This window comes from Streptomyces sp. NPDC048734 (genome assembly GCF_043198675.1).
Classification (GTDB): domain Bacteria; phylum Actinomycetota; class Actinomycetes; order Streptomycetales; family Streptomycetaceae; genus Streptomyces.
On record NZ_JBICUZ010000003.1, the window covers coordinates 79,175 to 103,024 of the forward strand.

Annotated in this window: 22 protein-coding genes, 1 tRNA gene and 1 pseudogene; 8 read left to right on the forward strand and 16 right to left on the reverse strand. The window is 73.4% G+C overall.

The annotated features are described in order from the left end of the window. Positions 1-81: 81 nt before the first annotated feature. The 3 genes from ACGFQC_RS09380 to ACGFQC_RS09390 all read right to left on the reverse strand — a co-directional run bounded on the left by ACGFQC_RS09380 (position 82) and on the right by ACGFQC_RS09390 (position 3,338). Positions 82-723, reverse strand: a complete 642-nt coding sequence (locus ACGFQC_RS09380) for a PadR family transcriptional regulator (RefSeq protein WP_363087385.1) — start codon at positions 721-723, stop codon at positions 82-84. 161 nt (positions 724-884) lie between these two features. After that, positions 885-2,345 (reverse strand): aldehyde dehydrogenase family protein, encoded by a 1,461-nt coding sequence (locus ACGFQC_RS09385; RefSeq protein ID WP_363087386.1) that lies wholly within the window; start codon positions 2,343-2,345, stop codon positions 885-887. A 168-nt stretch (positions 2,346-2,513) separates the two neighbouring features. Next, positions 2,514-3,338, reverse strand: coding sequence for a helix-turn-helix transcriptional regulator (locus ACGFQC_RS09390; RefSeq protein ID WP_363087700.1), 825 nt, complete (start codon positions 3,336-3,338; stop codon positions 2,514-2,516). A gap of 352 nt (positions 3,339-3,690) precedes the next feature. Between ACGFQC_RS09390 and ACGFQC_RS09395 the strand changes: the two genes are divergently transcribed. Further along, a complete protein-coding gene (locus ACGFQC_RS09395; RefSeq protein ID WP_363087387.1) occupies positions 3,691-4,194 on the forward strand; it encodes an ATP-binding protein in 504 nt (167 codons plus the stop codon). 96 nt (positions 4,195-4,290) lie between these two features. On the opposite strand, the gene ACGFQC_RS09400 is transcribed toward ACGFQC_RS09395, so the two are convergent. The 5 genes from ACGFQC_RS09400 to rpmG form a co-directional block, all read right to left on the reverse strand. After that, complete coding sequence (locus ACGFQC_RS09400; protein WP_363087388.1) at positions 4,291-4,551, reverse strand: DUF397 domain-containing protein; 261 nt, start codon at positions 4,549-4,551, stop codon at positions 4,291-4,293. Positions 4,552-5,304: 753 nt separating this feature from the next. Beyond that, on the reverse strand, positions 5,305-5,538 hold the full coding sequence (gene rpsR, locus ACGFQC_RS09405) for a 30S ribosomal protein S18 (RefSeq protein WP_363087389.1): 234 nt from the start codon (positions 5,536-5,538) through the stop codon (positions 5,305-5,307). Positions 5,539-5,542: 4 nt separating this feature from the next. Continuing rightward, on the reverse strand, positions 5,543-6,739 hold the full coding sequence (locus ACGFQC_RS09410; protein ID WP_363087390.1) for a GTP-binding protein: 1,197 nt from the start codon (positions 6,737-6,739) through the stop codon (positions 5,543-5,545). Then, positions 6,736-6,990: a type B 50S ribosomal protein L31 gene (locus ACGFQC_RS09415; protein ID WP_363087391.1), complete on the reverse strand. Its 255-nt coding sequence runs from the start codon at positions 6,988-6,990 to the stop codon at positions 6,736-6,738. Before ACGFQC_RS09415 ends, ACGFQC_RS09410 begins: the two co-directional genes overlap by 4 nt. A gap of 6 nt (positions 6,991-6,996) precedes the next feature. Further along, positions 6,997-7,161 (reverse strand): 50S ribosomal protein L33, encoded by a 165-nt coding sequence (gene rpmG / locus ACGFQC_RS09420; protein ID WP_363087392.1) that lies wholly within the window; start codon positions 7,159-7,161, stop codon positions 6,997-6,999. 62 nt (positions 7,162-7,223) lie between these two features. Between rpmG and rpmB the strand changes: the two genes are divergently transcribed. The 4 genes from rpmB to ACGFQC_RS09440 all read left to right on the forward strand — a co-directional run bounded on the left by rpmB (position 7,224) and on the right by ACGFQC_RS09440 (position 9,184). Continuing rightward, on the forward strand, positions 7,224-7,460 hold the full coding sequence (gene rpmB / locus ACGFQC_RS09425; RefSeq protein WP_363087393.1) for a 50S ribosomal protein L28: 237 nt from the start codon (positions 7,224-7,226) through the stop codon (positions 7,458-7,460). Next, positions 7,457-7,765, forward strand: coding sequence for a 30S ribosomal protein S14 (gene rpsN, locus ACGFQC_RS09430; protein WP_363087701.1), 309 nt, complete (start codon positions 7,457-7,459; stop codon positions 7,763-7,765). Before rpmB ends, rpsN begins: the two co-directional genes overlap by 4 nt. A gap of 232 nt (positions 7,766-7,997) precedes the next feature. Further along, positions 7,998-8,555, forward strand: coding sequence for a hypothetical protein (locus tag ACGFQC_RS09435; RefSeq protein ID WP_393288004.1), 558 nt, complete (start codon positions 7,998-8,000; stop codon positions 8,553-8,555). Between the two features lie 95 nt (positions 8,556-8,650). Then, entirely contained in the window at positions 8,651-9,184 is a 534-nt protein-coding gene (locus ACGFQC_RS09440; RefSeq protein ID WP_363087394.1) for a DUF4232 domain-containing protein, read from the forward strand. 258 nt (positions 9,185-9,442) lie between these two features. Here ACGFQC_RS09440 and ACGFQC_RS09445 read toward each other — a convergent pair whose 3' ends face one another. Then, positions 9,443-10,540, reverse strand: a complete 1,098-nt coding sequence (locus tag ACGFQC_RS09445) for a DUF2786 domain-containing protein (RefSeq protein WP_363087703.1) — start codon at positions 10,538-10,540, stop codon at positions 9,443-9,445. A 94-nt stretch (positions 10,541-10,634) separates the two neighbouring features. Here ACGFQC_RS09445 and ACGFQC_RS09450 point away from each other — a divergent pair, with 94 nt between their 5' ends. Further along, positions 10,635-11,399 carry a Clp protease N-terminal domain-containing protein gene (locus tag ACGFQC_RS09450; RefSeq protein ID WP_363087395.1) on the forward strand — a complete coding sequence of 255 codons (765 nt, stop codon included), beginning with the start codon at positions 10,635-10,637 and terminating at the stop codon, positions 11,397-11,399. A gap of 245 nt (positions 11,400-11,644) precedes the next feature. Next, positions 11,645-13,333, forward strand: coding sequence for a bifunctional 3'-5' exonuclease/DNA polymerase (locus tag ACGFQC_RS09455; RefSeq protein WP_363087396.1), 1,689 nt, complete (start codon positions 11,645-11,647; stop codon positions 13,331-13,333). Between the two features lie 54 nt (positions 13,334-13,387). On the opposite strand, the pseudogene ACGFQC_RS09460 reads toward ACGFQC_RS09455, so the two are convergent. The 4 genes and pseudogenes from ACGFQC_RS09460 to ACGFQC_RS09475 form a co-directional block, all read right to left on the reverse strand. Further along, positions 13,388-15,391 (reverse strand): annotated as a pseudogene (locus ACGFQC_RS09460) (BTAD domain-containing putative transcriptional regulator); the annotation flags it as partial. A 580-nt stretch (positions 15,392-15,971) separates the two neighbouring features. After that, a complete protein-coding gene (locus ACGFQC_RS09465; RefSeq protein ID WP_363087398.1) occupies positions 15,972-16,304 on the reverse strand; it encodes an SCO4225 family membrane protein in 333 nt (110 codons plus the stop codon). A gap of 164 nt (positions 16,305-16,468) precedes the next feature. Continuing rightward, a complete protein-coding gene (locus tag ACGFQC_RS09470) occupies positions 16,469-17,152 on the reverse strand; it encodes a response regulator transcription factor (RefSeq protein ID WP_363087399.1) in 684 nt (227 codons plus the stop codon). Further along, positions 17,149-19,488: a histidine kinase gene (locus ACGFQC_RS09475; protein WP_363087400.1), complete on the reverse strand. Its 2,340-nt coding sequence runs from the start codon at positions 19,486-19,488 to the stop codon at positions 17,149-17,151. The genes ACGFQC_RS09470 and ACGFQC_RS09475 overlap by 4 nt, the downstream gene beginning before the upstream one ends. Positions 19,489-19,755: 267 nt before the next feature. Between ACGFQC_RS09475 and ACGFQC_RS09480 the strand changes: the two genes are divergently transcribed. Then, positions 19,756-20,205, forward strand: coding sequence for a DUF5707 domain-containing protein (locus tag ACGFQC_RS09480; protein WP_363087401.1), 450 nt, complete (start codon positions 19,756-19,758; stop codon positions 20,203-20,205). Between the two features lie 440 nt (positions 20,206-20,645). Here ACGFQC_RS09480 and ACGFQC_RS09485 read toward each other — a convergent pair. The 3 genes from ACGFQC_RS09485 to ACGFQC_RS09495 form a co-directional block, all read right to left on the reverse strand. Continuing rightward, positions 20,646-20,719: transfer RNA gene (locus ACGFQC_RS09485), tRNA-Thr, on the reverse strand. A gap of 107 nt (positions 20,720-20,826) precedes the next feature. After that, the gene (locus tag ACGFQC_RS09490; RefSeq protein WP_363087402.1) at positions 20,827-22,398 is read right to left on the reverse strand and encodes an alpha/beta hydrolase; all 1,572 of its coding nucleotides are present in this window, start codon (positions 22,396-22,398) and stop codon (positions 20,827-20,829) included. Positions 22,399-22,571: 173 nt separating this feature from the next. Next, complete coding sequence (locus tag ACGFQC_RS09495; RefSeq protein ID WP_363087403.1) at positions 22,572-23,777, reverse strand: DNA polymerase III subunit delta'; 1,206 nt, start codon at positions 23,775-23,777, stop codon at positions 22,572-22,574. Positions 23,778-23,850: the final 73 nt, after the last annotated feature.

Genomic DNA, 23,850 nt, shown 5'->3' on the forward strand with positions numbered 1-23,850 from the left:
ACGAGCCCCCGCATCCCCTCGTCTAGTCAAACTTGACTACCACTCCAACGTAACGCGCCCGATCACACTCGTCAAACTTGATCAGCGATTGTCCCCGGGGTGCCGCTCCCCCGTCGCGTACGGGTTCTCCGCGTCGTCCGCGAGGACACCGACGAACGGCTCGCCCTCGCCGGAGAACGTGTACGCTCCGCCCTCGATCCGCGTGATCAGGCCCAGGGTCCATTCCGCCTCGGCGTCCGCCGTGTGGATCCAGAGGTTCATGATCTCGCCGATGTGCCCGAGCTGTTCCGGGCCCTGCTCGGGCACGTAGTGCTCGGTGACGGCCGAGCGCCACTCCTCGATGCGCCGGATCCGCTCCCTCAGCAGCGACACCGCCTCGGCGCGCGGAAGGTCCACCATGAAGCCGATGGCGGCCGACTTGACGTCCATCTTCTGGTCGTAGGCGGTCAGCGACTCGCGCACCAGCCGGAAGTACTCCTCGGTGCCCCGCTCGGTCATCTCGTACTCGGTGCGGGGCGGGCCGCCGGCGGTGGACGGGGCGATCTCGTGCGCGTGCAGCAGTCCCTGCTTCGCCATCTGCTTCAGGGCGTGGTAGATCGAGCCCGGTTTGGCGGTGGACCACTCATGGGCGCCCCAGTACTCCAGGTCGTTGCGCACCTGGTAGCCGTGGGCCCGCCCGTGCTGGCGCACCGAGCCCAGCACGAGGAGACGGATCGCTGACATGGCGTCCAGACTAGGCCGCCCGGAACCCGCCGGGGGAACCGGCCGGAACTCGAGGGGAACCGGCCGGAACCCGAGAAAGGGACCGGCCGGAACCGGGAGACGGGGCTCCCCGGCACGCCGGGAGGCGGCCTGCGGCATGCCGGGAGTGCGGCCGGAAGGGTCTAGAAGGGGAACCCGCTGCGCCCGTGCTGCACCGAGATCCACTTCGTCGTCGTGAAGGCCTCCAGGGTCGTCTCCCCGTTGAGGCGGCCGACGCCGGAGTTCTTCTCGCCGCCGAACGGCACGATCGGCTCGTCGTGCACCGTGGCGTCGTTGACGTGGAACATCCCGGTGACGATCTGCTGGGCGAAGGCGACGCCCCGCTCGATGTCGCCGGTGTGGACGGCGCCGCTGAGCCCGTAGGGGGTGTCGTTGACGAGGCGTACGGCCTCTTCCTCGCCGTCGAAGGTGTCGAGGAAGACGACCGGGCCGAAGACCTCCTGCTGGAGCAGGGCGGAGTCGGCGGGCAGACCGCTCAGCACGGAGGGCTCGACGAGGTTGCCGGTCGTCGTGCCGTGCAGGAGGGCGGTCGCGCCCTCGCCGATGGCCTGCTCGACGACGCCGGAGACGGCCTCCGCCTGCGAGGAGTTGATGACGGGGCCGATGAGGGTCTGCGGGTCGCGCGGGTCGCCGGCCTTGAGGGTCTTGACCTTGGCGACGAACTTCTCGGTGAACTCGTCGGCGAGCGAGCGGTCGACCAGGATGCGGTTGGCGGCCATGCAGACCTGGCCCTGGTGGACGAAGCGGCTGAAGACGGCGGCGTCGACCGCGTAGTCCACGTCGGCGTCGTCGAGGACGACGAAGGCGCTGTTGCCGCCGAGCTCGATGATGGACCGCTTGAAGTGCGAGGCGGCGACGGTGGCGACGTGCCGGCCGACCTTGTCGGAGCCGGTGAAGGAGATGACCCGCGGGACGGGGTGCTCCAGGAAGGCGTCGCCGATCTCGGCGATGTCGGTGACGACGACGTTCAGCAGGCCCGGGGGCAGACCCGCGTCCTCGAAGAGCTTGGCGATGACGGTGCCGCCGGAGATCGGGGTGTTCTGGTGCGGCTTGAGCACCACGCCGTTGCCGAGGGCCAGCGCGGGGGCGACCGACTTCAGCGACAGCAGGAAGGGCACGTTGAAGGGGCTGATCACGCCCACGACGCCGACCGGCTCGCGGTAGACGCGGTTCTCCTTGCCGTCGATCGGCGAGGGAAGGATCCGGCCCTCGGGGCGCAGCGACAGGTGGATCGACTCGCGCAGGAACTCCTTGGCCAGGTGGAGTTCGAAGGCGGCCTTGCCGAACGTGCCGCCCGCCTCGTCGACGAGGATCTCGCTGATCTCCGCCTCGCGCTCCTCCACCAGCCGCAGCACCTTCTCGAAGACCGAGCGGCGGGCGTAGGCGTTGGTCGCGGCCCACTCCTTCTGGACGCGGGCGGCGGCGCGGTAGGCCTCGTCGACCTCGTCGACGGTGGCTATCGTGATCGACGCGATCTTCTCGCCGTCGTAGGGGTTGAAGTCGATGATGTCCCAGGACCCCGTCCCTGGACGCCACTTACCGTCGATGTACTGCTGGGCCAGGTCGGTGAAGTACGACGACATGTGATCCCTCAATCCCCTGCTGCCACCGGCTGCGATCGGCTGCGATCGACACAACGATCTGATCACACGTCATCGTATGTGTGTTTCAACGGAGTTGGGGTCGCAGTGGGACAGTTGGCGCAGTCATGGGGTTGTCCGGGGGAACACCCCATGCGCGCGGCGCGGACGCTAGGAGAGCTGGAGCAGTCCGCGCAGCAGGTCCCGGCTCTCGTCGGGTCCGGGGCTGTCCTGCTGGAGTTCCTTCAGCGCCTGCTCGTACTGGGCGACGTCCTCGCGCTTGTCCAGGTAGAGGGCACTGGTGAGCTGCTCCAGGTAGACGACGTCCGACAGGTCGGACTCCGGGAAGCTCAGGATGGTGAAGGCACCGGACTCGCCGGAGTGCCCGCCGAAGCTGAACGGCATGATCTGCAGCCGCACGTTGGGACGCTCGGAGATCTCGATCAGGTGCTGGAACTGCTCGCGCATGACCTCGCGGTCCCCGTACGGCCGCCGCAGGGCCGCCTCGTCGAGGACGATGTGGAAGTCGGGGGCGTTCTCGGCGACGAGGTACTTCTGCCGCTCCAGGCGCAGGGCCACGCGCCGGTCGACGTCGGCCGCGCTCGCACCCTTCATCCCGCGCCGCACGACCGCGTGCGCGTACGCCTCCGTCTGGAGCAGGCCGTGCACGAACTGCACCTCGTACGCCCGGATCAGGGCGGCGGCGCCCTCCAGGCCGACGTAGGTGGGGAACCAGTTGGGCAGGACGTCGGAGTAGCTGTGCCACCAGCCGGCCACGTTGGCCTCGCGGGCGAGTCCGACGAGCGCCTGGCGCTCGGCGTCGTCCGAGATGCCGTACAGCGTCAACAGGTCTTCCACGTCACGTGTCTTGAAGCTCACCCGGCCCAGCTCCATCCGGCTGATCTTCGACTCCGACGCCCGGATCGAATATCCCGCCGCCTCGCGCGTGATGCCACGGGCTTCACGCAGTCGCCGTAGTTGCGAGCCGAGCAGCATCCGCCGCACCACCGATCCGGGCTCTCCCGCGCTCACGTTCGCCAGCCTCCCCAGCCGTCCTCAGAGCCGCAGTCTGCCACTAAAACACTTCGAGCAGTACTCGCCCGATTACAGAGATGGAAAAAAGCCAAAGGACACCCCCGGCGCGACACCGGGGAAGGCGGGGAGAAAGCGAGGGAAGGGCCCGCCAACTGCAAGAAGATGGCGGAAAAAATGGCCAAGAAGCGGTACGGGCGGGTCGATTTCGGTCACGTGCACGTGCATCTGCCCTTGCATCTGCCCTTCGCATCGGAAACCATGGTCCCGCGCCACCGCTGCATCGCAACGACCGCGAATCCCGGGAGTGCCTCGCATGGGGACGAATGGATCGACCATGCTCGAGCCGTTACGGCAGGGCCTTCCGCCGCTTGATCCCGCGGCCGTGTCCGACGCGGCCTCCTGTGCTCTGCCGGCCCGCCTCGAAGCGGTGCGCGAGGCAAGGCAGTTCACCAGGAGGACCCTCGGCCGGTGGGAAGTGGGCGAGCGGTCCGACGACATATGTCTGGTCGTCTCGGAACTGGTGACCAACGCCCTGCGGCACGGGATGTCGTCCGACGCCGCCCCGGGCCCGTCCGGGGAGCAGCCGCTCGTGCGGTTGCACCTGCTGCGGTGGACCGGGCGGCTGGTGTGCGCGGTGCGCGACCCCGGCCTGGACAGCCCCCTGCCGCGCGAGGTGGACGACTTCGCGGCGGAGTCGGGGCGCGGGCTGTTCCTCGTCGACTCCTTCACCGAGGGCTGGGGCTGGCAACCGCTCTCCCCGAACCTGGGCGGCAAGGTCGTCTGGGCGCTGTTCCGGCTGCACAAACCCGCCGGATGACGAACCGCGGCACCTTCCGGTGCCGCGGTTCTACGCGCGTCGCAGCCCGTTGTGCGTCGATTCTTCCGGCGCGTCCCACGCCGGGGCGGACCTCCGTCAGCCGACGATCAGATGGTCGAACTCGCCGTCCTTGACGCCCAGGAGCATCGCTTCGATCTCGGCCCGGGTGTAGACGAGCGCGGGACCGTCCGGGAAGCGCGAGTTGCGCACGGCCACGTCGCCGCCGGGCAGCCGCGCGAACTCGACGCAGGACCCCTGACTGTTGCTGTGCCGGCTCTTCTGCCAGGCAACCCCGTACAACTGTGTGGCCGCCATGCCGTTGTACACGTCGTGCCCCCCGTCAACGTCGTGGTCCACAGGTCGCTCCCTGATGGTGCACTGGCTCGTGTGGCCATAGATGCCATGGTCAACTGTTCCGGATCATAGCCCCGTTCACGTGCGCCTGCATGAGCAGATGCACGTGCACGGGCGGTGCCCACGTGGTTACAGCCGTGACGCCTGCTTTACCGGGCCCGGACAGTTCTGGGGCCTGTTCCCGCGTCTGCCCCGCAGCCCTATCCCCACGCGCCGCCGGCACTTTCGCGTGGTCCGCGGCAGTGCGGGCACGAGAGGTAGTACGGATCGAACCACTCGTGCACAGGAAGAGACGCACCGGGTGGCCTCGATGTTCCGCCGCCCCGGCCGCTGTTCGGCACACCGGCTCCGGAGCGGGCCGCGGCGCACGGCCGGATCGTCCCCGCCCGGGCGGACGCCGACCGTCCGCTCGGTCCGCCGGCCGGCCCGCGGGACACGTCCACCGGTCCCGGCTACGGGGCCGCGGAAGCCGCCGCGCCGTCGCCACCCTCGCCGCGAGCAGGCCGGGGCCCCGGCTTCCGCCTCCCCCGTGTGAAACGGACTCGCCCCCGTGGACGACGCGAGTGTCATCCACGGGGGCGAGAGCCGGCACCTGTCCGGCAGGCCCACGAAGGCGGTCGGCCGACGGACATCCGGGCGGTGCGTGCCGTCGGCCCGACGGGACGCCCGGCGCACGTCCCGTCGTCCGAAGGACGATCGGACCGTACGGCGAAGGGGGGAGGCGTCGTACGGCGGTGGCCGGGGTCCGCCGGGGTGTCAGCGGGTGCCGTACGGCAGGAGCGCCATCTCGCGGGCGTTCCTCACGGCCCGTGCCAGACGGCGTTGCTGCCGGGCCGAGACGCCGGTGACCCGGCGGCTGCGGATCTTGCCGCGGTCGGAGACGAACTTCCGCAGCAGGTCGGTGTCCTTGTAGTCGATGTAGGTGATCCCGGCCCGGTCCAGCGGGTTGGGCCGGTTCCTGGCGGGCGGGCGTTCGCTCTTGCGGGGCACGGGGTCAGACCTCCAGGAGGGTGTCGAAGGCGGGCGGCAGCCGCTTCCAGGCGTCGCGTCCGGCGGCGTACTCGGCATCGGTGAGCAGGCACGACTCCAGCAGCTCGTGGAGTCCGTCGCGGTCGAGGCCGGGCGAGGTGAACACCAGGTGCTGGCGGCGGTCGCCGTGCTCGGGGTGCCAGTCCAGGGCGGCCGCGGCGCGGCGCACCGGCGGGAACGTCTCCCAGGCCGCGTCCGGCAGGGAGGCCAGCCAGGGGCCGGCGGACTCCACGCACAGGGCTCCGCCGGCGGCGTCCCAGTGGAGCAGCGCGTCCGGCTTGTCGGCGAGCCAGAACCTGCCCCGGCTGCGGGCGGCGGCACAGGTCAGGTCCTCCAGCGCCGCGTACAGCCGCTCCGGGTGGAAGGGTCGGCGGCGGCGCCAGACGAAGGTGGTGACGCCGTGCGCGTCGGCCTCGGCGGGCAGCAGGGCGCAGGCCGGGTGCTGGGCCGCGGCGGCGGCCTCGACGTCGAAGCCGGCGAAAGCGGCGGCGGCGAGCGGGGAACGCGGCTCCGCCCCCGGTTCCGGTGCACCTGCACGTGCGGAGGTACCCGCCGGGTCCTCGAGTCGACCGCCTCCGACGGGGACCCGGCGGGCCGTCGGATGGAGCTGGGCCAGCAGCTCGCGGTCCTCGTCGTCGGCCTCCGGGGAGTCGGCCACGGCCAGGACGGGGGCGTACTCCAGTTGCCGCGCGAAGGTGTCCGCGACCGTGCGCCGGTCGGTGGCGGCGGCGGCCAGGCCGCGCTCGGCGAGGTCGTCGCCGTTGCCGAGGCAGGGCAGCAGGAGCGCCGGGTCGACCGCGGTGATCACGCCGGTGACCGTGAGGCCGCCGGCGACGACCACCTCGGCCATCGCCCCGGGCTCGACGGAGTCCCACAGCTCGACGACCGCGAGCCGGGTGGCGGGGTCGTCGGCGAGGCGGAGCAGCTCGGGCACGAGGTCCTCGCGCAGGGCACAGCAGGCGCAGTCGTTCACCAGTGGCACCTCGCCCGCGAAGAGGACGCCCTCGGCGTCCCTGATCGTGCGGACGACCGTGCCGGCTGCCGCCGTCGCCAGGTCGTGGTGGAGCGCCACGCTGCCGGGGACGTCGGCGAGCAGCCGCGCGACCGTCGTCCGGCGGGCCTCGGCGTGCAGCCCTGCGACGATCACCACCGACAGACTCACGCGCCGCCCCGCTTCCCGAACCGGCGCTCGAAGCGCTCCACGCGGCCGGCCGTGTCCAGGACGCGGGCGGTACCGGTGTAGAAGGGGTGGCTGACGTACGAGATCTCGACGTCCACGACGGGGTAGGTGTTGCCGTCCTCCCACTCGATCGTCTTCTCGCTGCTCATCGTGGAGCGGGTGAGGAAGGCGTGGTCCGCGGCGCGGTCGCGGAAGACGACGGGGCCGTACGACGGGTGGATTCCCTTGCGCATGGCTGGTCAGCGCTCCTCTCGGAAGTCGACGTGGCGGCCGGCGACGGGGTCGTACTTGCGCAGGGTCGTACGGTCCGGGTCGTTGCGGCGGTTCTTGCGGGTGACGTACGTGTAGCCGGTCCCCGCGGTGGAGCGGAGCTTGACGACCGGGCGCAGTTCGTTGCGTGCCATGCCGCCACCTTACTGAAAATGAATTTCATTAGCATCAAGCTTCGAGGAGAGGTACGTCACCCATGTCCGCGCACTGCATGCCGACCGGCACTCGGCCGGGCTTCGGCAACCGCGTCTCCCACTCCCACCGGCGCACCCCGCGCCGCTTCGACCCCAACATCCAGACCAAGCGGTACTGGCTGCCGGGTGAGGGCCGTCAGGTACGGCTGCGGCTCGGCACGAAGGGGATCAGGACGGTCGACGCGATCGGCGTCGAGGCGGCCGTCGCCCGGATCCGGGCGCGGGGGGTGCGGGTCTGACGGCGAAGAAGAGCAAGATCGCGAAGAACGGGAAGCGGCAGGAGGTCGTCGCCCGGTACGCCGGGCGGCGGGCCGAGCTGAAGGAGATCGTCCGCCGGCCGTCGTCCACGGACGCGGAACGGCTGGCCGCCCAGCGGGAACTGCGCCGGCAGCCGCGGGACGCCAGCGCCACGCGCGTGCGCAACCGGGATCAGGTGGACGGGCGGCCGCGCGGGTACTACCGGGCGTTCGGGCTGTCCCGGGTGAGTCTGCGGGGGCAGGCGCATGCGGGGTACCTGCCGGGGGTGCGCAAGGCTTCCTGGTGAGGTCGGGGCGGAGCGGGACCTTCCGGTGAGGGCAGGGACGGGCCCTCACTTCCCTCGGAGTTCCCTCCGAGGCGGGCGGAGGGCTTCCTGGTGAAGCCGGGGCGGGTCCTCCTTGTTTCCCTCCGGGGCGGGTCCTCCTTGTTTCCCGGCTGGTAGCTTGCTGCCGGTCCTTCCGGTTCTCACCGGTTCCTCCGGTCGACCCGGCCGTCCGGCTACAGCTTGGGAGCCCGCAGTGACTTCGGCGAACTTCTCGCGCCCCTCGCCCACCCCGCGTCCCGCGCGCGGGGCGCCCCGCCGGGGAGTGCGGGCCGCAGCCGTGGCCGGCGCGCTGGCGGGGGCGCTCGCACTGACCGCGTGCAGCGACGACGGCGGGTCCGGCGGCGGGTCCGGCGGCTCAGGGAGCTCGTCCCCTGCCACGCCGCGTGTCACGTCCGGCGCGGGCAGCGGCGGCGGTACGGCCGGTTCGGTGACGGCCTCCGGCGAGCTGGAGGGCAGCTGGCTCACCACCGCTGACGGCCGGGCCGTCGCCCTGATCATCACCGGTGAGCAGGCCGCCCTCTTCGCGACCGGCGGGACCGTGTGCAGCGGGACCGCCGGCAAGGAGTCGGACATGACGATGATCCGGCTCACCTGCCCGAGCGGGAAGAAGGACCGGACGACCGGCATGGTCGACTCCGCCGACGACAAGAGCCTCAAGATCACCTGGGACGGGGCGGCCGGCGGGGAGACGTACACCAAGGCGGAGGGCGGGCAGTGGCCGTCCGGACTGCCGACGGCCGGTCTGGGGTAGCGAGGCGGCCACCGGGGCGGGGGCCGCGCACCGGAAGGGGGCGTTCATGCGTGATGATCCTCCCGAGCACCGTCACGTCACCGTAGGGACCACTCATGCGCGCCGTTCCGATCACCGTCACCGCCCTCGCCGCCGCCTTCCTCCTCACCGCCTGCGGCGGCGGGGACGACAGCGCCTCCGGCGACGGCAAGAGCACCGCCTCCTCCGCCTCCGGCACCGCCTGCGCCGCCGGTGACCTGACCATGGCGGCCGGTGCCGTGAACGCCGCCCCCGCCGTCGGCGACACCGGCAACGTGACCGTCACGGTCACCAACGGCGGCAAGGAATGCACGCTGGAGGGCTTCCCGAAGGTCGAGCTGGAGGCCGAGGGGACCACCGTCTCCGTCCCCCACGACGAGGCCGCCGAGGCGCAGTCGATGCCCCTCGCCGAACAGGCCACCGCCTCCTTCACGATCACCTACGTCCGCGGCGAGGACGGCGAGGGCAGCCTCGCCGCCAAGACCCTCACGTGCGGCCTCGCGGACGCCTCTGCCACCGGGAGCCTGGACTGGTCGTACGGCGCGGTCGCCCTCAAGGACGGCGACAAGCCGGACGCTTCGGTGAGCGCGTTCCAGGCGGCGGGGGACTGATCGCGTCCGGGGCCCGGCGGCAGGGCGGCGAGGTCGTGGGCGGACAGTCCGCCGTCCCGGTACGCGGAGCGGCCGCCGCCCCGGTACGGCGACGCGGCCCGGTGCGCGGCCCTGACCGGCGACGCGACGCCGACCCGCGGCCGCAGTCGCAGTCGCGGGATTTCGGGAGCGGGCGGGTCGTGGCGAGCGGGGCGTGAGGACGCCGGGCGGGCGCACGGGATCGTGGGGTCGCGGGCGCGTCGGGGCGGGCGCCCCCGGTCACGGGAGATGTGGTCGTGAGTGGACTTGCGCCCGGTCCGCCGCTTCCGCGCCCTCGGTCCAGCCCGCTTCGTCGGTGATGCCGCGCAGGCGGGTGGTGGTCGTCCGGGGAAAGAGGCGGTCCGTGGCCGCGGTGACCGCCACCTCTCGGGAGGCCAGGACCGGGAGGAGGTCGGCGCTGACCGGCGTCTCGGCCGCGGCGGCCAGGCGGCTGCCGACGCGGTGGGCGTAGGCGGCCAGGAAGGACTGGCGGAAGGTCTTCGTGCGGCGGCGCCCACCCGCCCGCTGTGCCGCCTCCGCCTTCGTCATGGCGGTCCCGGCCTGCACGAGGAGCGAGGTGTAGAGCAGTTCCACCACCTCGAGGTCGGCCTCGAAGCCGACGACCGTGGAGAAGCAGAAGGGTTCGTTCCACACGGCCCGGCAGTGGTTCGCGCCGGCGACCGCGTCCAGCAGTACCGCCTTGGCCTGCTCGTACGGCGGCTCGACGCCGATCCGGCGGGCGCCGGGGGCGTCCGGCACCGGAGCCGCCGCGTCGAGCAGCGCCTCGTCGACGCTGTGCCGGGCCATCAGCTCCTGCGCCTTCGCGGTGAGCGCCTCCGCCTCCTCGGGGAACCCGGTCGCCTCGGCCTTGGCGAGCAGGGCGCGGATGCGGGTGAGCATGCGGGAGTCGGAGCGCGGCTGTCCGCTCGCCTCCTGGAGGGGTTCGAGGGTGGGCAGCCGCAGCAGCAGCCGGTACAGCTCCAGGACCGCCGTCGCGTGGGAGAAGCGGTCGCCGGTGCGGGGGGCGGGGCCGGTGGGCAGTTCCTCCAGCTGGGCCGACCAGCGCCGGCCGCGCGCCCGGTCGTGCGGCGCCTGCGCGCGGATCAGCGCCACGAGCAGCCGTACGTGCGTGTCCTCCAGGTCGCGGCGCACGAGCCGTACGAGGTCCGCGGGCTGCCAGCCGCGGCGCCAGGCGGCCGCCAGGAACTCCTGTCCGCGCCGGTCGAGTTCGGCGTCCGCGGCGGGGTCGGCGGCCAGCAGGGACGCGCCGGTGTCGAGGGCGGTGTCGGTGTCGTCGTAGAGGGCCGCCCGGAAGGCGCGTTCGACGGTGCTGGACATGCTGCTCACCCATGGATCCTGCCACGCGCGCGCAGCGATCCGACATCGTCAACCATGTGTTGACAGTCACCAAGTGTCAACTTATGGTTGACACATGACCTCGCGACAGGACCCCACCTCCGCCATCCGTCTCGACGACCTCATCGACGCCATCAAGAAGGTCCGCCCCGAGCCCCTCGAACAGCTCCAGGACGCCGTCATCGCGGCCGAGCACCTCGGTGACGTGGCCGACCACCTGATCGGCCACTTCGTCGACCAGGCCCGGCGCTCGGGGGCGTCCTGGACCGACATCGGCCGGAGCATGGGCGTGACGCGGCAGGCCGCGCAGAAGCGGTTCGTGCCGAAGGAGTCGGCCGACCTCGACCCCAGCCAGGGCTTCAGCCGGTACACCCCCCGCGCGCGGAACACCGTCATGGCCGCCCACAACGCCTCCAAGACGGCCGGCAACTCCGAGGGCCTGCCCGCCCACCTGGTCCTCGGCCTGCTCGCCGAGCCGGAGGGCCTCGCGGTCAAGGCGCTGGCCGCGCAGGGCGTCACCCCGGAAGCCGTGCACGAGGCGGCGACCGCCACGCTGCCGCCCGCCGCCGACGAGGTGCCCGAACTCGTCCCCTACGGCTCGGGCGCCAAGAAGGTCCTCGAACTCACCTTCCGCGAGGCCCTGCGCCTCGGCCACAACCACATCGGCACCGAACACATCCTGCTGGCCCTGCTGGAGTTCGAGAACGGCGCGGGCGTCCTCAGCGGGCTCGGCGTCGGCAAGGCAGGCGTCGAACGGTACGTAGAGGAGACACTGGCCCGGGTCCAGGGGCTGCGGGATCGGGAGGACGCGCAGGGGCCGGAGGACGTACCGGAGGCCTGAGGACGTGCCGGAGGTCTCAGGACGTGACAAGGGTCTCAGGACGTGCCGAAGGTCTCAGGACGTGCCCGAGGTCCGAAGACGTGCCCGAGGTCCGAAGACGTGCCCGAGGTCCGAAGACGTGCCCGAGGTCCGAAGACGTGCCGGAGGTCCGAAGACGTGCCGGGGCTTCGCGGACAGGGCGTACCGGGGACGGACGCATCCGCCGTCCTCAGGCCGTTGTCAGACCCCCCTGCGACACTCGCAGCATGGCCGAACGCTGGGCACTCGTTCCGGCCGAGGGCGGCGGCGCGGAGCTGGCCGCCCTCGGTCCGGACGGGCTGCCCGCGGGCCCCGTCGTCCGGGAGCCGGACCTGGCGGCGGCGGTCCGGGCGCGGCCGGACGTGAGCCGGTGGGTATGGCGCTCCACGGCTGAGGTGTACCCGCGGCTGCTCGCCGCGGGGGTGCGGGTCGAGCGGTGCTACGACGTCGAGGACGCCGAGACCCTCCTCCTCGGCCACGAGGGGCGGCACGGCGAGCCCCGCTCGGCCGCCGCCGCCCTGGCCCGGCTGCGCGGCGGCCCCGTCCCGCCGGACCCCCCGCAGCGCGCCGCCGAACCCGGCGCGCAGTCCCCGCTCTTCGAGCCGCAGGCCACCGTCCTCCCCCTCGCCGACCTCCTCGCGGTCTACGCCGATCAGCAGCGGCGGCACGACCGGGCGGAGCACCCGGAGCGGATCCGGCTGCTGACGGCGGCCGAGTCGGCGGGGATGCTGGTGGCCGCGGAGATGAACCGCGCGGGCCTGCCCTGGAGCGCCGACGTCCACCGCGAGGTGCTGCACGACCTGCTCGGCGAGCGGTACGCGGGCGGGGGCGAGCCCCGGCGCCTCGCGGAACTCGCGGACGAGGTGTCGGCGGCCTTCGGGCGCCGGGTGCGGCCGGACCTGCCCGCCGACGTGGTCAAGGCGTTCGCGCAGGCCGGCATCAGGATCAGGTCCACCCGCCGCTGGGAGATCGAGTCCCTCGACCACCCGGCCGTGAAGCCGCTGGTGGAGTACAAGAAGCTGTACCGCATCTGGGTCGCGCACGGCTGGTCCTGGCTCCACGACTGGGTGCGCGAGGGCCGTTTCCGGCCCGAGTTCCTGGCCGGGGGCACCGTCACCGGCCGCTGGGTGACCAATGGCGGGGGCGGTCTACAGATCCCCAAGGTGATCCGGCGGGCCGTGGTCGCCGACCCCGGCTGGCGGCTCGTCGTCGCCGACGCCGACCAGATGGAGCCCCGCGTCCTGGCGGCGATCTCCCGCGATCCGGGGCTGATGGAGGTGGCCGGCCGGGAGAGCGACCTCTACCAGGCCGTCTCCGAACGCGCGTTCTCCGGCGACCGTGCCCAGGCCAAGATCGCGGTGCTCGGCGCGGTCTACGGCCAGACCTCCGGCGACGGGCTCAAGAACCTCGCCGCGCTCCGCCGCCGCTTCCCGCGCGCGGTGGCGTACGTCGACGACGCGGCGCGGGCCGGCGAGGAGGGCCGGCTGGTGCGGACCTGGCTGGGGCGGACCTGCCCGCCCGCGGCCGGCGCCGGGGAGGACGCGGCGGAGGAGGCGGGCATCCCGGCCGGGGAGGAGAACCCGTCCGAGGCCCGGCAGTGGGTGCCCGGGTACGCCTCCGGCGACGCCCGCGCGCGGGGCCGCTTCGCCCGCAACTTCGTCGTCCAGGGCAGCGCGGCCGACTGGGCCCTGCTGCTGCTCGCCGCGCTGCGGCAGACCTGCGCGGGCATGGCGGCCGAGCTGGTCTTCTTCCAGCACGACGAGGTGATCGTGCACTGTCCCGAGGAGGAGACCGAGGCGGTCGTCGCCGCGATCCGGGAGGCGTCGGAACTGGCCGGGCGGCTGACGTTCGGGCCGACACCGGTGCGGTTCCCGTTCACCACGGCGGTCGTGGAGTGCTATGCCGACGCCAAGTGATCACTCCGCCCCGGCGAGCAGTTCCCGCGGCTCCCCCGCGACGGCCCTGTCGTCCGTGCCGGCTCTGTCTTCGTCACCCTCGCTCTCCGCCAGCTCGCGTGCGAAGTCCCGTACGAGATCGTGGGGGGCGTAGCGGCCGTACGCCGTCTCCTCCAGAAGGGCCACGTCGACGAGGCGGTCGAGGGCGGCCTCGGCGCGGCGCTCGTCGGTGCCGGTGAGACGGGCCAGCAGCGGCACGCCGTATGCGGGCAGGTCGAGGGCGCCGACCTGGCGGAGCGCGAGGGCGGCGTCGCGGTCGGCCTCGCGGTCGGAGGCGGCGAGCGCGTCGTGTGCGACCGCGAGGGAGCGGCGCACGCTGAGGTCGTCGTACTCCAAATGGTGCAAGCGGCCTTCGGTATCGGCCAGTTGGCCCGCCAGGACGTCCGGGGTGAGGGCCTGGCGGGCGGCGAGGCGGGCGGCGACGACGCGCAGGGCGAGCGGCAGGCGGCCGGTGAGGCCGACGAGGGGATGGCCGGGGCCGAGGCCGTCGCGTCCCGACGCGGCGCGGAGCAGGGCCGCGCTGTCCTCGTCGGACAGGGGCGCGAGGGGAAAGCGGTGGGCGCCGTCGAGGGCGGTCAGCAGGGAGCGGCTGGTGACGATCACCGCACAGCCCGGACCTGCCGGCAGCAGCGGGCGTACCTGCGCGGCGTGCGCGGCGTCGTCCAGCACCAGGAGCGTGCGGGTCGGCGCGAGCAGAGTACGGAGCGACGCGGCCGCCGCGTCCGGGTGCTCGGGGATGTGCCGCGGGTCGGCGCCGAGGTCGCGGAGGAGCGCGGCGAGGGCATGGCCCGCGGTGAGGGGGGTCATGCCCGGGGTGGCGCCGTGCAGGTTGATGTAGAGCTGCCCGTCGGGGAAACGTTCCTTCAATGTGTGGGCCACGTGCAGGGCCAGGGCGCTCTTGCCCACGCCGGCCATGCCGCTGATGACGGCGAGGGGTCCCACGCCGGCCGGCGACTCAGCGGTGAGGGTGCGGCGCAGCGAACCGAGGGTGGCGGTACGACCGGTGAAGTGCGCTGGTGCCGGCGGTAGTTGGGCGGGGCGGCGAGTGTGGGCGGGGGATGGGGTGAGAGGTGGGGGCGAGGCCGGGGCGGGGGTCCGGGCCGGGGTCCGGGCCGGGGTCCGGGTGTCCGTTCCCCGGCCGCGCAGGATCTCCACGTGGGCGTCACGTACCGCCGGGCCCGGTTCGATGCCGAGTTCCTCCACGAGGCGGGTGCGCAGGTCACGGTGGATGGCGAGGGCCTCCGCCCGGCGGCCGCTGCGGTGCAGGGCGAGCATCAGCTGACGGTGGTACGCCTCGCGCAGCGGGTACTCCGCGGCCAGTGCGGTCAACTCCGCTACGAGACAGCCGGGTTCGACTCCGGGCCCGGACCCGGAGCCGAACCCGGCCCCGGGACGGGTCCCGGCCGCAGGGTCGGCTCCGGATCCGGCTCCAGGTCCGGTTCCGGTTCGCGTTTCACCGAGGCCGAGTTCGGCGTCGTAGCGCCATTCCAGGAGCAGGAGGCGTGCCTCCTGCAGGCGCTGGGTGAAGGCGTAGCCGCCCAGTTCGGCGGGGAGTCCGCCGAGAGGGGTGCCCCGCCACAGGGCGAGCGCCGCCGCGCACGCGTCGATCACACGCTCCCAGTCGTGGACGGCATGCGCGCCGCGGGCGGTGGCGAGGTGACACTCGAAGACGTGGACATCGAGTTCGCCGTGCTCGATCCGCAACTGGTATCCGGGAGACACCGTCCGCAGCCGCGCCGGGTCGTCGAGCATGCGCCGCAGCCGCGTGACGTGGTTGTGCAGCGAGGCCTGCGCGGAGGCGGGCGGCGCGCCGCCCCACAGCACCTCCTTGAGCGACTCGGCCGGGACGATCCGGCCGGCGTCGAGGAGCAGCGCGGCCAGCAGCGTGCGCAACTTGGGACTGCGGACGCCGTGGACGCCGAAAGGAACAACGGGAGCAGTGGTGCCGTGCGGGTCCGGGACGGTGTCGTACAGGACCGGTGGGCCCAGCAGTCCGAACCGCAGCCCGCACCGCCGCATCACGCCGACCCTCGCCCTTCCGCGCGCCCGCCCCGGACGCGCCCTCGGCGGGATCCCGCCGCTCTCGCGGGTTTCCGCCCCCGGCACGACGGTGTTCCGCCACCCTGTGCCCGACGGCTTCCGCAGGCGTCCGCCGCCGTTCCTGCCGCCTCTCGCGCTCGCCCAGCGGATTCACCCCGGACGACCTGCGACGACGGCCCTGACCCCCGCCGAGAACCGTTGGCCACATGTTAGCGATTCGTTGGTGGAGCCTGATGTGATCACAACATCGGGTCCGGCCCGACGGCGCGCGCGTACTACGCGTTTCTCGGGGGAGTGTCGCCGCCGTGGCCGGTTCCGTACGCGCGTGTGGTCCCCGGTCGGCGGAGGTGAACGGCCGGGGCCCGCACCACGGTTTCCGGCCCGGTCCGGCGTCGGCTCGCGTACGGAGGCGACTCCCGTACAGCGTCGGCTCGCGTACGGAGGCGACTCCCGTACGGACGAGAGGAAACGACGAAGGGACACAGGGAGGGTGACCGGAGCTCTCCCCGTCGGACGCCGTCGGACGCTCCGCGCCGGTCGCGCTCACCGGCCGTACTCGTCAGCCGTCCCGCCGGTTCCGGCCGCCGCAGCGCAGCGCGCGGGAACACCAGCCGATGACCACCGCGTTGAGCAGCGCGCCGAGCACGACGGCGAGGACGAACATCGCGGCGCCGTCCGGCAGCGCGAGGAACAGCAGACTGCCCGGGACGGTGGCGAGCAGCGGGATGACGCCCGCCATGGACTCGCCCGACTCGTCGGTCACGCTCGCCACGATCGCCCACACGAGCAGGGCGGCGCAGGCCGTGAGGTAGACGAGGGCGACGACGTCGCCGAGGGCGTGGCCTAGCCGGCGGGGAAGGGATCGGCCGGTACGGGTACCGGTATCGGGCACGGGTGAACTCCTCGGTCGGCGGGCCCTCGGCGGGTGGGCAGGCGGTCGGTAGGCGGTCGGTGGGTGGGCAGACGGTAGGTAGGCAGACGGTCGGTAGGTGGGCTCTCGGTGGGTGGTCGGTCGGCCGGTGGGCCCTCGGCGGGCGGCGGTCGGCGGTCGGTCGGTCAGACGGGGGAAGCGGGCGGGTTCGGACGGGCGAGGCCGAGGTCGTAGGCGAGGATCGTCGCCTGCACGCGGTCGCGCAGCCCGAGCCCGTCGAGGAGCGCGTCGATGCGGGCCCTCACGGAGCCGACGGTGAGGCCGAGTTGCCGGGCGATCTCCGCGTCGTCGAGCCCGGAGGCGATCAGGGTGAGGAGGTGCCGCTCGCGGCCGCCCGGGCCGGCCGGTTCGCGGGGGCCGTTCCGGGACCGGGACCCGGCGCCCGCCCCGAAGGCGTAGTGACCGATGAGGCGGCGGGTCGCGGACGGGGCGAGCACGCCCTCGCCGGCGGCCACCACCCGGATGCCGTGCAGGAGTTCGGCGGCGGGCACGTCCTTGAGGAGGAAGCCGGAGGCGCCGGCGCGCAGTGCGTCGAAGACGTGGACGTCGAGGTCGAAGCTGGTCAGTACCAGTACCCGGGGCGCGTTCTCCCGGCCGGTGATGAGCCGGGTCGCGGCGATGCCGTCCGGGTCCCGCATCCGCGAGTCCATGACGACCACGTCGGGCGCCAGCTCCCCGGCGAGCCGCACCGCCGTCGCGCCGTCACCGGCCTCGCCGACGACCGTCATGTCCGCCTCGGCGTCGATGACGGCGGCGAGCCCCGCCCGCACGACGTCCTGGTCGTCGACGACCAGCACCCTGAGGCTCATCGCTCCCCCTCCTCCTCGTCGTCCCGCTCGCGAACCGGCGCGCCCGCGAGCGGCAACCGGAGGCGCAAGGGGCCCTGTCGTTCCGCGGTCAGGGTGCCGCCCAGCGCCGCGATCCGCTCCGCCAGCCGCTCCCGTACGGCAGGAAGGCCGGTGCCGGGCACCCCGGTTGCCGTGAGTGTCAGCACGTCGTCGTCGGCGTCGAGTTCGAGCACGGCGGGCTCCTCCCCGCCGGCCGCGAGCATCGTCTCGGCGGCGTGGTAGGCGGCCAGGTCCACAGCCGTGGGAAGCTGCCGCGGCACGCGGTCGGTGAGCCGTATCTCCACCTCGCGGCCGGTGGCCCGGCACTGCTGGGCGAGCAGGTCGAGGGCCTGGAGGGTGGGCTGCGGCCGCAGTTCGGGCCCGGCCGGGTCCGGCTCCCCCTCCCGGACCGTGTCGAGCAGCGCGCGCATCGCGGCCAGCGCCTCACGGGCCCGGTCGGCGGTGGCGTCGAGCCGGCCCGCCTCCGCCTCCGCGACCATGTCGGCGGCGCGCGCCAGCACCGTGCTCTCCAGCCCCGCGGCGATCCGGCGCCGTTCCGCCCAGGCTTCCCGTACGGCCTCCTCGGTCCAGGCGGCGAGACGTTCCCCCTGCGCACCGCGGTCGGCCCGGTCCCGCCGCCCGCGCACGGCCCCGACCCACCGGGCCACACCGGCCGGCAGGGCTGCCCCAGCCGTCGCCGCCCCGGCGACCACCCAGCCGGCCAGGTCCGTGCCGCGGTCCAAGACGGCCGCACTCACCGCGACGGCGTGCACGGCGACGGCGGCCAGGGGGACGAGTCCGGGGCGCGGTCCGGGCCCGTCGGGGGACGGCGTGGCGGCACGGCGGGCGGCATCGGCGGCGAGCGCCACGCAGGTGGCGGCCATGCTCAGCAGGGGCGGCACGACGACGGGACCCGTGTACTCGCCCACCGCCATCGCCACCGGCCACAGCAGGGCCAGACCGAGCAGCACGCCCAGGGCGGCGCGGGGCGTCCGCCGCAGCCACAGCAGCGCGACGGCCTGCGCCGCGGCCAGCAACGCGAAGAGCACCCCCGCCGACACCTGCGACCCGCTCGACGTGGCCTGCGACCGGACGACCAGCACCGGCAGCAGCGGTTGCAGGCACAGCCCGACCGCGGCCGTCACCTGCGCGAGACGGTAACTCCACGGCACGGACGCCTCCACCGGCACGGCGGTACGGCCGGGCAGGACCGCGCGCACCTCCCAGCCGCCGTCCGCCGTCGGGCCGCTGGTCAGCGTGCCGCCCGCCTCCCGCGCCCGGGACCGCAGGAAGCCCTGGCCGCGCCCCGAGCCGAGGCCCGCGCCGTGCGCCGGGGCACCGGCCGGCGGTGCCGCGCTCGTGACCACGACGTCGGTGCGGGTGTCGCCGTACCGGCAGCGCACCGTCGTGGCGGCGCCGGGGGCGTGCCGGGCGACGTTGGTCAGCGCCTCGCGCACGATGCCGTACGCCGCGTCCGCGACGGCGCCGTCCGGCAGCGGACCGATCTCGTACTCCACCTGCTGGTCCAGCCGGCGGAACCCGACGACGAGGGCACGCAACCGCTCCTGCGGGGACGGCAGTTCCTCCCGCGAGGGGGTGGGTGCCCGCACCGCGCCGAGCGCGCGGGTCACCTCACGCCCGGTCTCCGCTGCGAACTCCAGGGCTTCCTCGGCGAGTTCGGGACGACGCTCACGCAGTCCGAGCGCCGCGCCCGCCGTGACCACCACGGCGGTCAGATGATGGGCGCTGACATCGTGCAACTCCCTTTCCATACGGCGCCGTTCGACCACCGGCAGTCGGTGGCGCTCGGCCTCGGCGCGCCGGAGCACCTGCTCGTCCGTCCGCCGCAGGCGACGGGTGCGCCGCACCAGCAGACCGGTGCCGCAGGCGGTGGCGTACAGCAGGGCGGTCAGGACGAGGTCGAGCCCGTCGCGGTCACTGAGCCCGTGCAGGCTGATGTTCATCAGCAGTTGCCAGACGGCGAGGGCGACCACGCACAGGACTGCGGTGAAGGTGTCGCGTTCGGTCGCCACCGTGTACAGCGCCAGCGCGACGCCCGCGGTGCCGAGGACCGCCATCGCGCCGGCGGGCAACGGCCCGGCGCCCAGCGCACAGGCGGCGGCGACGAACAGGAGGGCGACGACGGGGCGCGCGCGACGGAGCGAGAGGGCGGCCGTCACCGGTCCGGCGACCAGCACGGCCACGAGGAGGGCGGACGCGGACGGTACGTCCCCGCGCACCAGCGCCGCCCCGGGCCACACCACGGCCTGGACGCAGATCAGCAGGACCGGAACCAGCCGGTCGTCGGTTCGGTTCATGACGCACCAAGGCTATGGTCGCGGCCGGTCGGCGCCCTCGGGCTGGAGGCGGATCCGGCTCTCCACCCTGGGATACAGGAGAGGGGGGTGGCGTGGAGCGGCCCTCTACCTCCGGTTCGACCGGGCAATCATCCTGCCGCCCGAGGACCGCGCACCGCCCCGCCCATAGGCTCGATCACATCGAGAAGGCGCTCCGCAGCCGACCCGCTCGGGCACCTCTCCAGTTGTGTCCACCTCTCCTGCACGACCGATCCCAGGGGGATTTCCATGTCCAAGCGCGTCATCGTGTCGTCGATCGTCGGTGTCGTCGTCCTCGGCGGAACCGCCGCCGGTCTCGCCGTGGCCTCGACGCAGTCCGGGAAGCTGACCGTCGAGAACGCCTCGACCCGCTACGTCCCCCCGACCGACGCCAAGGCCGGCTCGCTCACCTTCACCGCGGACGTGAGCGACGACTCCGGCGTCCGGGGCCTGAAGGTCCTGGCCTGGCCGGCGAGTTCCGACCTGGACCCGACCGAGGCGGAGATGAGGTCCGTGGAGAGCGCGACCTGCCGAAGCACCTCGGACGACACGTCCCGCTGCACCTACACCCTGAAGGTCACGAAGGCGGAGGCGGCCGAACTGGCGCCGGGCACCTGGCACGTCTCGACCCTGGCGACGGCCAAGGACGGAGACACGAAGTTCACCCCGCGCACGTCCGAGTTCACCGTGCCCCGCTGACCGCGAGCGGCGGGCACCGGGCCACGGCTTCCTGCCAGGTCCTGCCGACGACGGCGCGCCTGCGTGACGCACCTCCACCAGGCGCGCTCCTCAGGAGGTTCAGCCCAGCCAGGCGAGCGGGTCCTCCTCGTCCTCCCCGGGCTCCCGGACCGTCGTGAAGGTGAGAGGGACTCCCAGCTCTGCGAGCCCCGCAAGAACGCCCGGCGAGATGTGGAGCTCCGATCCCGACCCGGCAACGCCGACACGTCGACCTTCACCGACGCCCCCGCCTTCCGCAGCGCGTCGAGTGCAGCGCGTCGAGCACCGGCTTGCGACGCCTGAGGAATCCAATGAGCTCCGCGGTCCGCTCGTCGCCACACGGCACGGTCGCAGCGGAGCCGCCACATCCGGTAAAAGCAAAAGCCCCAGGTCACGGCGAGTGAGTCCTGGGGCTTTCACAGAGCCGCCTTCGGGATTCGAACCCGAGACCTACGCATTACGAGTGCGTTGCTCTGGCCATCTGAGCTAAGGCGGCGCGCCGTGCGCACCTATGGTGCGATCAGCAACGTCGGTAAGTCTACACAGTTTCCGAGAGTGCTCCGAACCACCCCGCGAGGCCTCCGTCCCGAGGTGGCCGCGGGGCTACGAGCAGCGCTTTCCGTCCGCCGGAGGGGTGCCGCGGACGAGGTAGTCGTTGATCGCGGAGTCGACGCAGGTGCTGCCGCGGCCGTAGGCGGTGTGGCCGTCGCCGCGGTAGGTGAGCAGACGGGCCGAGGAGAGCTGGCGGGCCAGGGACTGGGCCCAGCGGTAGGGGGTCGCCGGGTCGCGGGTGGTGCCGACGACGACGATGGGCGCCGCGCCCTTCGCCTCGATGCGGTGCGGTTCCCCGGTGGGCGCGACCGGCCAGTAGGCGCAGTTCAGGGAGGCCCAGGCGAGGCCCTCGCCGAAGACGGGAGACGCCTTCTCGAAGGCGGGCAGCGCCTTGCGTACCTCGTCGGGGCCGTTGAACGCGGCCGGCAGATCCAGGCAGTTCACGGCCGAGTTGGCGAACATCAGGTTGGCGTAGCCACCCTCGGCGTCCCGTTCGTAGTAGCTGTCGGAGAGGACGAGCAGACCGGCGCCGTCGTTCTCGCGCATCGCCGCGTTCAGCGCCTCGCGCAGCTGCTCCCAGGCGCTCTCGTCGTACATCGCGGCGATCACGCCGGTGGTGGCGAGGGACTCGGTGAGCCTGCGGCCGTCCGCGTCGCCGGTGGGCAGCGGGCGGGCGTCGAGCCGGCCGAAGAACGCCTTGAGGTTCTTGCCGACCTCCCCGGCCTTGGTGCCGAGCGGGCAGTCCGGCTGCCGCACGCAGTCCTTCGCGAAGGACCGGAACGCCGTCTCGAACCCCGCCGTCTGGTCCAGGTTCATCCGTCGGGCGGGCAGCGACGGGTCCATCGCACCGTCCAGCACGAGCCGCCCCACCCGCTCCGGGAACAGCCCCGCGTAGGTCGCCCCGAGGAACGTCCCGTACGACGCCCCCACGTACGTCAGTCTCCGGTCCCCGAGGGCCGCGCGCAGGATGTCCATGTCGCGGGCCGCCTCGACGGTGGAGACGTGCCGCAGCAGCCTGGCCGACCGGGCGCCGCAGCCCTCCGCGAACTTCTTGTAGGAGCCGACGAGCCGGTCGGTCTCCCGCCGGTCGTCGGGAGTGACGTCGGTCTGCGTGTACGCGTCCATCTGGCGCCCGTCGAGGCACTTCACGGGTTCGCTGCGGGCCACGCCGCGGGGGTCGACGGCGACCATGTCGTAGCGGGCGCGGACCTGGGCCGGGTAGCCGATGCCGGCGTACTGCTGGAGGTAGCCGACGGCCGAGCCGCCCGGGCCGCCCGGGTTCACCAGCAGCGAGCCGAGCCGCTTGCCCGGGCCGGTCGCCTTCTTGCGGGCGACGGCGAGCCGGACGTCACCCGCGCCGGGCCGGGCGTAGTCGAGCGGCGCCTTCATCGTGGCGCACTGGAAGCCGGGGACGCCGCAGTCCCGCCAGCTCAGCTTCTGCCCGTAGTACGGCGCCAGCGCGGACGGCGTCGCCCGCGGAAGCGCGACCAGGGCCGCACGGGCGGTCGCCGGGCCGGCCGAACTCGTCGAGCCCCCGGGGGAGCAGGCCGACACCAGCAGGGCGGCGAAGGAGAGGAGCGTGACGCCGGTGCGGAACCGGTGGGGGGAGCGCCTGGTGTGCATCCAGCGAGCGTAACCGTGAGCAACCACGCAAAAGCGGAGCGTGCGCCAACTGCCACGGACGAGTGACCCCGTCAACCGCCCTGCCCGCCCCACCCGGCCACCGGCCCCTCGGCCCCGCCCTCAGGCACCCACCGATCGCCCCTCAACCCGGCGCCGGTCGTTCCGCGCCGCCCTCAGCCCGCTCTCAGCGCCATCGTCATCGCCTCGACCGCGAGCAGCGGAGGCACATTCCGGTCGAGGGCCTCTCCGCAGGCGGCGATCGCCTCGATACGGCGCAGGGTGGACTCGGGGGTACCGGCGCGGGCCAGCCGCTCGAGGGTGTCCTCGGCGTCCACGTTGGCGAGGGCGATGCGGGAGCCGAGCTGGAGGGCGAGGACGTCACGGTAGAAGGCGGTGAGGTCGGAGAGCGCGACGTCGAGGCTGTCGCGCTGCGTCCTCGTGCGCCGCCGCTTCTGCATCTCCTCCAGGTCCTTCATCACGCCCGCCGTGCCGCGCGGCATCCGGCCGCCCTGCACGGCGCCCATCGCCGCCTTCAGCTCGTCGGTCTCCTTGCCGTCCCGCTCCTCGGCGAGCTGCTTGGCGTCCTCGGCGGCGGCGTCGACGAGTTCCTGCGCCGCCCTGAGACAGTTGCCGACGTCCTGGACGCGCAGCGGCAGCTTCAGCACGGCGGCGCGGCGCTCGCGGGCCGCCGGGTCGGTGGCGAGGCGGCGGGCCCGGTCGACGTGTCCCTGGGTGGCGCGGGCGGCGGCCGCGGCGACGGCCGGATCGACGCCCTCGCGCCGTACGAGCATGTCGGCGACCGCGTCCACGGAGGGGGTGCGCAGATTAAGGTGCCGGCAGCGGGAGCGGATCGTCGGCAGGACGTCCTCGATGGACGGCGCGCACAGGAGCCAGACGGTGCGCGGCGCCGGTTCCTCGACGGCCTTGAGGACGGCGTTGGCCGACTTCTCGTTCAGCCGCTCGGCGTCCTCGACGAGGATGACCTGCCAGCGTCCGGTCGCCGGGGCGGTGTACGACTTGCGGACCGTGTCCCGCATGTCCTTGACGAGGATCTCCGCGCCCACGGCGGCGACCGTCGAGACGTCGGCGTGCGTGCCGACGAGGACCGTGTGGCAGCCGTCGCAGAAGCCGCAGCCGGGGACCCCGCCGAGCGCCCGGTCCGGGCTCACGCACTGGAGCGCGGCGGCGAACGCCCGGGCCGTCTGGATCCGGCCGGCGCCGGGCGGCCCCGTGAACAGCCAGGCGTGCGTCATGCTCGACGCCTCGGGCGGCGCGGTGCCGGCCGCGGCCGCGGTGACGAGCGCGTCGGCGTCCCGGGCGGCGGCGGCGAGCTGCTCGCTCACCTTCTCCTGCCCGACGAGGTCGTCCCACACGGTCATGGCCCACGCCGCCCTTCCGTCACGTTCGCGTCCCGCGGCGCCGGCCGGTCCGCGCCGCGGATCACCCTGCGCC